We start from the raw sequence: 12492 nt of genomic DNA on the forward strand, positions 1-12492 counted from the left end.
AGCGAAGCCGCAAGTCCGTCTGCTCGAATTCCGCCTGCCCGGCGGCGCCGTGCGCGGCGGCCGCGAACCGCTCGGCCTCCTGTGGGAACAGCACGCCACGCCCTCCACCTATCCGATGAACGCCGACGGTTCCGTGCGCGTGCAATACGATCGGGCCTCGCTGTCGGCCACGCTGAAGGTGATCCTCGCCGAGGCGTCGCAGATCTACACGCTCAATCCGGACACCGTACCGTTTCTCGAGCATCCCGATCACATCTACGCCGCGCGCATCACGCGGGTGGCCGCTCAGCAACTCGGGCGTGATATCCCGATCGGCTATCACGTTACCTATCCGACCGGCGGTCTGCCGAAGAACCTGGACGCCGCCGACACCCAAAAGAAACGCGACGACGTGGCGTCGTACTTCGCGATCGACGGCGATGATAACGGCGGCCACGTCTTCGGTGAATATCAGTGGGATGGCAATTGGGTCGCGCGTCGATACTGGACGCGTGCGCACGCGAGCGATCCGGGTCCGGACTTCCAGCCGCATCCAATGCAACTGGTCAACGAATATTCGAGTCAATGCCTGACATCGGCGGGACCGGGTGTCGCGCCCCGGCTCACCGCCTGCGATCAGACACGACCCAACGGCCAAGCCTGGCAATGGCATCAGGTGGCCGGAACGCCGGGCACGAACCATACGGCGCAACTCGTCGACGGCGCCACGCGGCAATGCGTCGCGGAGCGCAGCGGCGGCTTGATCGAAGAACCGTGCAATCCCGCCGATGCCGCGCAGAAATGGACGCCTTGGGATTTCGGCATCGTGTATACGCCGCTCGGACATTGTCTGGCCGGCCACAATGGCGCGTTGCTGGAGGGAAGTTGTTCGTCGCCGACTGCGGAATCCCGCTGGGCGCCTTCATCGAAATCGCAATGGACCGACGTGCGCGAGGAAGGCGCAATGTTCGGAAACGTTCGAGGCGCAACGGGCGATGGGCGCCCAAGCGCTGTCTATGTGCAACGTCGCAAGGACGGACCGGGTTTCAACGTATGGGTTGCGGACATGTCGCGACTCGATACGGCGCAGTCGTGGTACCTGAACGCGGTACCGTTCAACCCCAAAGCGACCGCGCCAACCTGCTCCGGCGACACGCTGTGCTTCGACAGCGTGCGTTTCCTGCTCGGCGACTTCGAGGGCAATGGCCGCGACGACCTGATGGTGATTTCACCCCTAGCTGGTAAAGGCGGCACGGCCTTCTGGCTCATGCGCAGCAATGGCGTGCGCTTCGAAGCGCCGCGCTTGTGGGCTCAAACCAGCGTGGCGTTAACGCCCGCAAACGCCCAGCAATACGTGGCGGGCGATTTCACCGGCGAGGGCCACGCGGACGTGATGATCGCGAACAAACGCACCGATACCGGCCTCGACTTGTGGGTGGTGACGCATGGCCACGCGCCCGCTTTGTGGATGAAGGCCGACGGCATTGGCTCGGGCGCGCGGTTCCTGCCGATGCGCACAGCCGGCTCGCGGCGCGCGGGGCTGGTCGCGATGGAAAACGTCGGCGATTCGATGGCCGTCACTCAGCTCAGCAGCTCGGGCAGCGCGTTTTCCGGCACGCTCCACGGCAACGTGTACAAGCAATTTTCCGCCACGATGACCAAGGTCGCCGCGGGTGACATCGAAGGAAACGGCGCCGACGATCTCGTCCTGCTTCAGCCGCACGGCGACGGTCCCGACGTTGACGTCTGGACCATCAAGGGCGGCACGACCGGCGCTCAGCCGATGCACGCGGGAACGCTGAGTGAATCGTCTTTCGCCGATGCCATGCCGGCCATAGTGAGTCACGAACATCAGCACACGCTCGTGCTTTTCAAGCGCGCGAACGCGAAGCTCGACGGTTTCTATTTCACTGCGGGTGCGCCGATGCTGATCGGCTTTGATTTCGATTCGGCGCTGAAACTCGGCCCGGCGCGAATCTGGAGCGAATTGCCAGGGCAGTTCTCGGAAACGCTTTGGCTAAGAAATTTGTCGCAGTAGGTATCGATGCGACAACGCGGCCACGCAGCTCGTCGCTCAACCCAGCCGCACCCTCGTCGGGTTGAGGACGTCGCGGGCGATTGCCAGATAGCGGTCAGCGGTACTTTGCAAGGTCAATCCAGCCAGCGGCCGCGTGGCGCGCGGTTGCGAGAGCGACGCACGGAGCGCGGAACTGTAAGCGTCGGTATCGCTGGTGTCGAGCAGATCCACGCCCGGGAAATCGGCGGCGAACGCGAACGAAGGAATGGCATTACCCACGACGGGAATGCCCGAGGCAAGCGCCTCCAGGAAGCCGATGCTGTGCGCCTCAAAGCTGGACGGCATGGCGAATGCATGCGAGTTGCGCAAGATTTCCGCGACGTTCGACTGCGGCCCGACGATCACCACGCGATCCTTGAGTCCCAGATCCTCGACGTGCTTCACGATCGTCGCGTGATAGTCCAGGTTTTCAATGACGCCGCATAGCAGCAATCGGACATCGGGTTCGACTGCCGCCACTTGGGCGAAAGCGTGGACCGTTTGCAACTGGTTTTTCTCGGGGATATAGCGCCCGATCTGCACGATCTGCCGGAATCCCGTCGACGGCGAAGCTTCCCCTACCTGCGCAAAACGCGACAGATCGACGCCGTTCGGCACGACGATCATCGACGGATGCGAACCGACTTCCTTCACGTATTCATCGATATTCTTCTGCGATACGCCGATCACCGCTTTCGCTCGCCCTGAAAGCAGGCGCTCCGCGTAGAGCAGCGCGTTATTGGCGAAGTCGTTCGCGCCCGAATGCATGACCCAGACGATCGGTACGCGGGTGGGCAACGCGCGAACATACAGCGCCGGAATTGTGGCGTGCGCAAAAATGATGTCGGGCTTGAACTGGCGAATCGCGCGATGAAGGAACAGCAACCGACCAAGTTTGCCAAGGATACGGCGCGGGAAGAGGCACAAGACACCGTGCGTGCGCAATTCGGCGCTGATGTGCTCGAAGTCTTCCTGTTCCGGCATCAGCGAGGTAATGCAGACATTGTGGCCGCCTTGCTGATGCCCGATCGCCACGCCCTTCGCCAATACTTCGGCGCCCGACAGACGTGGGGCAAGAATGACCTGAAGAATTCGCATGTGCTCGTCGTCCCTTGCGCGTTCCAGAGCGTGTCTCTCGGCCATATCTCTCGGCCATGTGTTCTCGCCCAGGTCTCGCGGCCGTGTCTCGCGGTCGCGTCGCTCGCCGGACGCTATCTATGTCCTGCTTGGTCTGTGCGCTCTAGTCTCTTATTAGTTCGGCCTGGCCAGCGTCCCGGGTGCTTGCCTGTGCCGCGCTTTCATCCGGATGCTCGCCATCGTCCCTTCCTTTGCCTCAACTTCCGTACGAATCCCGTCCCTACGTATGACGCATTCGTACACGCAACGCTAAGATACCCGACCAAGTCCCTCGAACACCGCCATCAAGTAGTATTTTTCGGTCGCTAGTGAGAGGTAACAAACGTATGCGCGACAAAGCACTCCGTCGCGTGCGAATACGGATCCCAAATGCGGTAAGAAGGAAGATCGCGACGCGCGGAATGCGTCGAAATTACTGAATATATGGAAGGTACGACTTCCGTTGCCAGACGGCTTCGTTGCGAAGCCGCTGGCCCCAAAAGGTCACAGACGCTTAGTCCCCGTCCTTCGGGCACTGCAAATTGCAGCCGTCCGGATCGCCCATGTCGCCGCGTTTACGCTTCGCCGACACACTGTTCTGGTACTTGTCCGAGGGCGCCGACGCCGCGTATGGCAGTTGCGGATGCTCTTGCAGCCTGAACTGGTCCTGCAGGATGCCGCCTGGGATCCCCGGCGTATTCTGGGCGAAAGCGACCGGCACGAACGCAACGGCGCTGGCGACAAACGCGATCATGGCGGAAATAATCAGTAGCAATTTCATGGCAGCACTCTAAATAAACGCACTTCAGTTTAAACGTTTGGCTGCAGGCCACGCACAGGGGCGGGACGGCGTCCAAGCGGGCCGCCGATAACACCGGCAGACCCATAAGGTTAACGTACTTCGAGGCGCGCGGCATTTCGTGGCCCGCTCGATCGGCGGCGCATATTACCGTTCGTTGCCCGCGGACCCGTCGAGCGCCGCGTCGAGTTCCAGCAATTCGCCGCACTGCGCCGGATCGTAGCCTGCCAGATGCGCTACGCGATCCCTGAACGCGACGCTGCGAAGTGTCTCCAGCACGCAACTCAAACCCGTGCCTGCGAGCTTGTCGCGCTCGCACGCGAACAGGTAGTCCTCCTCGATGACCGGGATAAAGTCGAGGCCAAACTGTTGCGCCGCCGGCTGGACACCAAACCCGAGATCGGCCATGCCACTTGCGACGAACGCGGCAATCGCCGAGTGGGTGAGTTCGGTGGTGGCATAGCCGTTGATCGTCGCGGGATTGACGCCCAGTTCGGTCAGCGCAAGATCAAGCAGCAGTCGCGTCCCGGACCCGGACTGCCGATTGACGAATCGCACATCGGCACGGGCAAGATCCAGCAAACCGCGGATGCCTTTGGGGTTCCCCTTTGGCAAGAAAAGACCTTGCGTGCGTCGCGTCAGGTGGATCAACCGATGACGCCCCGCGTCAAGCCACGGCCGATAAATCTCCGCGCAGCTCGCACGAAACTTGACGATGGGCAGGTGAAAGCCCGCCAGTTCGCACTCCCCGCGTGCCAGCGCCCTCACCGCCTCGGCGCTTTCACGATATTTCAAATCGACGGGAACCTCCATATCGGTCAGCGCGTGCGCCAGCGCCGCCACTGCGTACCCGTGTGACGCGTGAATCCGCATGGGGGCCGGCGAGTGCGGCAGATACCGGCCCAGTTCCGCCATCACCTCACTTGCCACGGCTTTTAAGGGACCGTCAAGCCGCTCGCTCGATACGCGTTGCGCGCGTAATACCGCCTCGCCCAACTCCGACAGCACGGAACCCCGGCCGCGAGATTTCCTGATCAGCGCACCGCCGAGATGCGTCTCGATGTCGCGCAACAAACCCCATGCGTGCCGATAGGACAAACCCTTAGCGGCGGCGGCCTGCGCGATGCTACCGGTCTGCGAAACGAGCAGCAGCAATGGCACGGCCGCGCTGAGACTGGCCTCGCGGCCGTTTTTGTCGGTCAGGACCAGATCCGTCCGGCATGCCACCTCGATCATATGTACTCCTGCTGCATATTGCTATCGTCGGGCGAGCCGACTATTGTCCAAACTAAAGGCTCGGTGCATTGATTGTTGGGTACATTATAAAACCCGAATATGCGCAGATAAAACATATTCCGAGCTATGGAGACCCCACATGTCCCTCAAGCCTCAAGCAGATTTCTGTCAGGACGGCGTAACCGCGGATGAACGCGTGCGCCGCCACGCCAATCCTGGCGCGTCGCTGCTCGCCGTGCTGCATGCAATCCAGGATGAAGCCGGCTACATTCCCGCCGATGTCATCGCCCCGCTCGCCCAGGCGATGTCGCTGTCGCGCGCGGAAGTACACGGCGTGATCACGTATTACCACCATTTCCGCAGCGAACCTCCTGCCCGCGTGACCATCCAGCTTTGCCGCGCTGAAGCGTGCCGCAGCATGGGAACGGAAACGCTGGCGGCGCATATCGAAGGGCAGACGGGGTGCCGGTTTGATGTGGGTCACGCGGGTCACTCGGGTCGGGCAGCGAGCGTCGAACTCGAGAGCGTGTATTGCCTCGGCCAGTGCGCGCTGTCGCCGGCCATGACGATCAACGGCGAGTTGCACGCACGCGTCACGCCGCAAAAGTTCGAGCGGCTTTACGAAGCGGCGCGGGCCAACGCGGAGGATCTGGCATGACACGGATTTATGTTCCTCGCGACTCGTCGGCGCTGGCGCTCGGCGCCGATCGCGTCGCGCGTGCGATTGCGGCTGAAGCACAAAAACGCGGAGTCGATATCGAGATCGTCCGCAACGGCTCTCGCGGAATGTTGTGGCTCGAACCGTTGGTGGAAGTGGCGACTGCGGAGGGGCGAATCGGCTATTCGAATGTGGACGAAGAGGATGTCCACGCGCTTTTCGAAGCGGGCTTTCTGCAAGGCGCAGCGCAGGAAAAGCGCATCGGCGTGGTCGATGAATTGCCCTGGCTCGCCAGGCAGCAACGGCTGACGTTCGCGCGCATCGGCGTGACCGATCCCTTGTCGATTGACGATTACTTGAAACACGGCGGTCTCGAAGGTCTGCGTAACGCGCTGGAAACTGAGGGCGGAGCCGCCTGCGAAGCGTTGCTCGAATCGGGCTTGCGTGGACGCGGCGGCGCTGCCTTCCCGGCGGGGATCAAATGGCGTACGGTGCGCGCCGCATTGGCGGACCAGAAATACATCGTCTGCAACGCGGACGAAGGCGATTCCGGCACGTTTTCCGATCGACTGGTCATGGAAAGCGATCCGTACATGTTGATTGAAGGGATGATCATCGCGGGGATCGTGACGGGTGCGACAAAGGGATATATCTATGTGCGCAGCGAATATCCGCACGCGATAACGACGCTCAACGAAGCGCTTGCAAAAGCGCGTGACGCCGGTTGGCTAGGCAAAAGCGTCCTCGGCACCGATAAAGCGTTCGAGCTCGATGTAGCAAAAGGCGCCGGCTCGTACGTTTGCGGCGAGGAGACGGCGCTTCTGGAGTCTCTGGAGGGCAAGCGCGGCATAGTGCGCGCGAAGCCGCCGGTGCCGGCTTTAGTGGGCCTGTTCGGGAAGCCGACGGTCATCAACAACGTGATCACGCTGGCGACCGTGCCGTTGATTTTCGCGCGCGGCGCAGCGTTTTACCGCGACTTCGGCATGGGCCGTTCGCGTGGAACCTTGCCGTTCCAGCTCGCGGGCAACATAAAGCAAGGCGGCCTGGTGGAACTGGCGTTCGGCGTGACGCTGCGCGAACTCGTCTATGAGTACGGCGGCGGCACGGCAACGGGCCGCGCGGCGCGCGCCGTGCAGGTCGGCGGTCCGCTGGGGACATATTTGCCGGAAAGCCAGTGGGACCTGCCGATCGATTACGAAGCGTACGCGGCGGTGGGTGCCGTGGTCGGGCACGGCGGCATTGTGGTTCACGACGACACAGCGAATCTCGCCGATCTCGCGCAGTATGCAATGCACTTCTGCGCCGTCGAAAGCTGTGGCAAGTGCACGCCATGCCGCATTGGTTCGACGCGTGGCGTGGAAGTCATCGCGAAGATCCGCGCCGGCGATACCTCGCCCAAACAGATCACCTTGCTCCGCGATCTCTGCGACACGATGGTTTCCGGCTCGCTCTGCGCGATGGGCGGCATGACGCCGTACCCGGTGCTATCCGCGCTGGATCATTTTCCCGAAGACTTCGGTCTGTCGAAAGAGTCGCCGCAGAAAGCGGCTTAAGAAGGAGTCAAAGAACATGTCAAATACTGACTGTGGTTCCGGCAATTGCGCCTGCAAGACGAAACTGCGCGATCCCTTCGACGACACCGATTACGGCACGCCTCTGCGTCACGCGGATATCGACGTGACGCTCGATATCGACGGCCAATTAGTGACGGTTCCCGCGGGAACGTCGGTGATGCGCGCGGCGATCGAAGCGGGCGTGAACGTGCCGAAGCTCTGCGCGACGGACTCGCTGGAACCGTTCGGTTCGTGTCGTCTGTGCCTGGTCGAAATTGAAGGCAAGAAAGGTTATCCGGCGTCCTGCACGACGCCCGTGGAAGCCGGTATGAAAGTGCGCACGCAGACGAACAAGCTGCAATCGCTGCGCAAGAACGTGATGGAGTTGTACATCTCCGATCACCCGCTCGATTGCCTCACCTGCCCTGCCAACGGCGATTGCGAGTTGCAGGACATGGCGGGCGTCGTGGGCTTGCGCGAGGTCCGATACGGCTATGAAGGCGCGAATCACCTGAAGGACAAGAAGGACGAATCGAATCCGTATTTCACGTATGACGCGTCGAAGTGCATCGTGTGTAATCGCTGCGTGCGCGCGTGCGAGGAAACGCAAGGAACGTTCGCGCTGACGATCGCCGGGCGCGGCTTTGAATCGCGCGTGGCGGCGAGTGAAAACCAACCGTTCATGGAATCGGAATGCGTTTCGTGCGGCGCGTGCGTGGCGGCCTGCCCGACGGCGACGTTGCAGGAAAAGACCGTGATCATGCTCGGCCAGCCCGAGCATTCGATCGTGACGACGTGCGCGTATTGCGGCGTTGGCTGCTCGTTGAAAGCGGAGATGAAAGGCAGCGAAGTCGTGCGCATGGTGCCGAACAAGAACGGCCAGGCCAACGAGGGTCATGCGTGCGTGAAAGGCCGCTTTGCATGGGGTTACGCCACGCACCACGACCGCATCACCAAGCCGATGATCCGCGCGAAGATCACCGATCCGTGGCGTGAAGTGAGCTGGGACGAAGCGCTCACCTACGCAGCAAGCGAATTCCGCCGGATCCAGGCGAAACATGGCGTCGATTCGATCGGCGGGATTACGTCGTCGAGATGTACCAACGAGGAAACCTACCTCGTCCAGAAACTCGTGCGCGCGGCCTTCGGCAACAACAATGTGGATACCTGTGCGCGGGTTTGCCACTCGCCGACTGGTTATGGCTTGAAAGCGACGCTCGGCGAATCGGCGGGAACGCAGACGTTTGCATCGGTGGACAAAGCTGACGTGATCATCGTGATCGGCGCAAATCCAACCGATGGTCATCCCGTTTTCGCCTCCCGGTTGAAGCGCCGTGTACGTGAAGGCGCACAGTTGGTCGTGGTCGATCCGCGCCGCATCGACCTGGTGAACACGCCGCACGTCAGGGCGTCGCATCATTTGCAGTTGAAGCCGGGGACGAACGTCGCGGTGGTGAACGCGCTCGCGCACGTGATCGTGACCGAAGGGCTGGTGAAGGAAGACTTCGTGGCCGAGCGCTGCGAGCCGCGCGCGTTCCAGCAATGGCGGGACTTTGTATCGATGGAAGAAAACTCGCCCGAAGCAATGGAGGAGATCACCGGCGTGCCCGCGCACGCCATCCGGGAAGCCGCGCGCATCTACGCGAACGCCGGCAACGGCGCGATCTACTACGGCTTGGGTGTAACGGAGCACGCGCAAGGTTCGACCATGGTCATGGGCATAGCGAACCTCGCGATGGCAACCGGCAACGTCGGCCGCGAAGGGGTTGGCGTGAATCCGTTGCGCGGACAAAACAATGTTCAGGGTTCGTGCGACATGGGTTCGTTTCCGCACGAATTGCCGGGTTACCGGCACATCGGCGACGCGGCCGTGCGTTCGTTGTTCGAAGACGCGTGGCACGTGAAACTGCAATCGGAACCGGGCCTGCGCATCCCCAATATGTTCGATGCCGCCGTTCACGGCAGCTTCCTCGGGCTGTATTGCCAGGGTGAGGATATCGTCCAGTCCGATCCGAATACGCAGCACGTGGCGGCGGCGTTGTCGGCAATGGAATGCATCGTCGTGCAGGATATCTTTCTCAACGAGACGGCCAAGTACGCGCACGTCTTCTTGCCGGGTTCGTCGTTCCTGGAGAAGGACGGCACGTTCACCAATGCCGAACGCCGTATCTCGCGGGTACGCAAGGTCATGCCGCCGCTGCCCGGGCTCGCCGATTGGGAAGTGACGATCAAGCTTGCCCGCGCGCTTGGTTATGAAATGAGCTACACGCATCCGTCGCAGATCATGGACGAGATCGCGAGCCTCACGCCGACATTTGCCGGCGTGTCGTACCAGCGTCTCGATGAACTCGGCAGCATCCAGTGGCCTTGCAACGCGCAAGCGCCGGACGGCACGCCGACCATGCATATCGATGAATTCGTGCGCGGCAAAGGTCGATTCGTCATCACGAAGTTCATCGCGACGCCGGAAAAGGTCACGCGGAAATTTCCGTTGCTGCTTACCACGGGCCGGATCCTGTCGCAGTACAACGTGGGCGCGCAGACACGGCGCACCGAGAATTCGCGCTGGCACGATGAAGACCGGCTGGAGATTCATCCTCACGATGCCGAAGATCGCGGGATCAAGGAGGACGATTGGGTGGGCATCGAATCGCGCGCCGGGCAGACGGTGTTGCGCGCGAAAGTGACTGAGCGCATGCAGCCGGGCGTGGTGTATACGACCTTCCACTTTCCCGAATCCGGCGCGAATGTGATCACGACAGATTCTTCGGACTGGGCGACGAATTGTCCCGAGTACAAGGTGACGGCGGTTCAGGTGATGCCGGTCGAACAGCCGTCGCAATGGCAGAAGGACTATTCACGCTTCAACACGCAGCAGTTGGGCTTGCTCGAATTGCGCGATCTGGACGTTGCCGCCAGTACGTCGGGGAAATGAGATGGATGTGAACAACCTGATCGAGATGGCGAATCAGATCGGCGAATTTTTCGATTCGATGCCCGATCGCGAGGAAGCACTGGCGGGTATCGCGGATCATATCCGGAAGTTTTGGGCGCCGAGGATGCGGGTGCCGCTTCTGGAAGCACTGGAAGACCCGGCGCTCACGGCGACGATCAAGCCGATCGTGGTCGAGGCGTTGGAGAAGCATCGGATGGCGTTGATGCCGGTGGGCGTGGGGTAAGGCTTTCAGACTCATTCCCCGCGCGGCTGCACCGACCCAAACCACATCTCGCAATGCCTTAACAAAGCGTGCGAATCCGACGGCGCACGCCCTCTCGCCGCAATATATCCATCCGGGCGCACCAGATAGAAACACGGCCGCGTGCGCCCGTACGCATCGGTCAGCGAGCGAGCGCCGTCGCTATCCTTATCGGTGATGCGCCACACGCGCACGGCATTCGGCAACACGCCTTCAATCGATAACACCAGCTCATCCAGATCCTTATCGCGGGTTGCATCTGCAACGCTCAGCGTCGCCGGTGCCAAAGCGACATCGTCGTCCAACGGCTTCATCAGCAAGAACAGCGAGAAACACGCGGGATCGTGGAGATCGAAGAGACAACCCACACCCGGCGCGAGGCCAAGCGGCCCGTCCAGAACATGCACCCACGCGTCCGGCGCACGCTCGCCCGCGCGCGGACCGCCATCCAGCACGCGCTCAAGCGTAAGCGGACTCCGCCGATACTGAATCGACAACTCGCTGACCGTGCGTGTGGCGGCATCGCGCAACGGACCGATCGCCGATAAGGCAGGCATCACGTGCTCGCGAATAAGCTTCATCGGCCCATGTTCCGCGCTCACCATCTGCGTCACGAAACTGGATTGGCGCAACACGTCGCGCTCAATGGGATGGCGCTCGGCGTGATACGTGTCGAGCAGGCGATCAGGCGCGAATCCGACCAGCGTCCGCGCGATTTTCCAGCCGAGGTTGAACGCTTCCTGAATGCCCGTGTTCATGCCCTGGGCGCCAGCGGGGCTGTGGACGTGAGCGGCATCGCCCGCGAGAAAGACTCGCCCCGAACGCAGGCGGTCAGCCATGCGATTATTCAAGTGAAAGTAAGACGACCATACGAGATCACCCACCGTCACGCGATGATGTATGCGCCGCTCGATGATCGCGCGACATTCATCGAGTGTCGGGGCTTCGGTTTCCTTGAGATCGGCAGACGCGCGCCGATCTGCGATGAGGCGCGCCCGACCGTCGTTCATCGGAAACAGCGTGGCAATACCATCGCCGGACGCAAAAATATGGAACTCGTCGTCGGGCCATTCGGTGTCGACCTGGAGATCGGCAAGCACGAACGTCTGCTCGAACGTCTTGCCCGCGAAGCCGATGTCGAGTCCGTGCCGCACCGTGCTATGCGCGCCATCCGCACCGATGATGTACGACGGCCGCACGGATTCCTCGCGCCCGTTCGGATGCCGCACCATGGCCTGCAAGCCGGCTGAGCCTTGCCTGAAAGTCAGCAACTCGACGCCACGCTCGACGTTCACGCCAAACGTGGAAAGGTGCTCCGTCATCAGGCGTTCGGTGATGGATTGATCGAGGAAAAGCAGATAGGGATAACTCGTTTGCAGAGGATCGAAGTCCAGGCGAAGGAGACGTTGGCCGTTCGAATAGAGATTGGCGATGCGTCCCCGGTGGCCGAGCGCCAAAAACGGCTCAACCAGCCGATGCTGCTCAAACAGTTCAAGCGTGCGCGCCTGGATGCCGATGGCGCGCGACCAGGGCGAGGGCTTGGCAGCTTTATCGACGAGACGCACGGGAACCCCGGCCCGCGACAAGCTCATGGCAGCGGCGAGTCCCGTGGGACCCGCACCGACAATCAGGACCGGCGGTACATCGACGGTTTTGTGTTGATTCGGCTTCTGCGCGACCATGCGCTTCTCCCTGAAACTTCACTTTCCACAGTGGATCAGTGTACGCCGGTCGCCTTTCTGCGATTACTTCAGTGCGCGTGTCCGTGCGCCGCGGCGGGCGTGCGCTCATAGAGCGCACAGCGACAGTCCGTCGTGCCCAATTCGACCTGCAATGTGGCGTGGTTCATCGCGTGATTGTTGCGCAAGGCGGCCACGACGCCGTCGACGAACACATCG

9 protein-coding genes are annotated in these 12492 nt (G+C 61.7%); 5 read left to right on the forward strand and 4 right to left on the reverse strand.

Annotation, left to right across the window (positions count from 1 at the left end):
* Positions 1 to 2017: hypothetical protein (locus WCA53_RS01180; protein WP_423904516.1), on the forward strand; the 2017-nt coding region annotated here is incomplete at its 5' end.
* A gap of 36 nt (positions 2018 to 2053) precedes the next feature.
* Here the strand turns inward: WCA53_RS01180 and WCA53_RS01185 are convergent.
* The 3 genes from WCA53_RS01185 to WCA53_RS01195 form a co-directional block, all read right to left on the reverse strand.
* Complete coding sequence (locus WCA53_RS01185; protein WP_423904518.1) at positions 2054 to 3133, reverse strand: glycosyltransferase family 4 protein; 1080 nt, start codon at positions 3131 to 3133, stop codon at positions 2054 to 2056.
* Between the two features lie 532 nt (positions 3134 to 3665).
* Positions 3666 to 3932: a hypothetical protein gene (locus WCA53_RS01190; protein WP_423904522.1), complete on the reverse strand. Its 267-nt coding sequence runs from the start codon at positions 3930 to 3932 to the stop codon at positions 3666 to 3668.
* Positions 3933 to 4097: 165 nt separating this feature from the next.
* Positions 4098 to 5186 (reverse strand): substrate-binding domain-containing protein, encoded by a 1089-nt coding sequence (locus WCA53_RS01195; protein WP_423904525.1) that lies wholly within the window; start codon positions 5184 to 5186, stop codon positions 4098 to 4100.
* A 139-nt stretch (positions 5187 to 5325) separates the two neighbouring features.
* Between WCA53_RS01195 and WCA53_RS01200 the strand changes: the two genes are divergently transcribed.
* Genes WCA53_RS01200 through WCA53_RS01215 form a run of 4 tightly spaced genes read left to right on the forward strand, consistent with a single transcriptional unit; the run spans position 5326 to position 10576 of the window.
* Positions 5326 to 5844: an NAD(P)H-dependent oxidoreductase subunit E gene (locus tag WCA53_RS01200; RefSeq protein WP_423904527.1), complete on the forward strand. Its 519-nt coding sequence runs from the start codon at positions 5326 to 5328 to the stop codon at positions 5842 to 5844.
* Positions 5841 to 7397: a formate dehydrogenase beta subunit gene (locus WCA53_RS01205; RefSeq protein WP_423904529.1), complete on the forward strand. Its 1557-nt coding sequence runs from the start codon at positions 5841 to 5843 to the stop codon at positions 7395 to 7397. Before WCA53_RS01200 ends, WCA53_RS01205 begins: the two co-directional genes overlap by 4 nt.
* 16 nt (positions 7398 to 7413) lie before the next feature.
* On the forward strand, positions 7414 to 10332 hold the full coding sequence (fdhF, locus tag WCA53_RS01210; protein ID WP_423904532.1) for a formate dehydrogenase subunit alpha: 2919 nt from the start codon (positions 7414 to 7416) through the stop codon (positions 10330 to 10332).
* Between the two features lies 1 nt (position 10333).
* A complete protein-coding gene (locus WCA53_RS01215) occupies positions 10334 to 10576 on the forward strand; it encodes a formate dehydrogenase subunit delta (RefSeq protein ID WP_423904534.1) in 243 nt (80 codons plus the stop codon).
* Positions 10577 to 10587: 11 nt separating this feature from the next.
* Here WCA53_RS01215 and WCA53_RS01220 read toward each other — a convergent pair whose 3' ends face one another.
* The gene (locus tag WCA53_RS01220) at positions 10588 to 12276 is read right to left on the reverse strand and encodes an FAD-dependent monooxygenase (protein WP_423904538.1); all 1689 of its coding nucleotides are present in this window, start codon (positions 12274 to 12276) and stop codon (positions 10588 to 10590) included.
* Positions 12277 to 12492 lie beyond the last annotated feature (216 nt).

The sequence above is a fragment of the Caballeronia sp. genome (genome assembly GCF_049581465.1).
GTDB lineage: Bacteria > Pseudomonadota > Gammaproteobacteria > Burkholderiales > Burkholderiaceae > Caballeronia.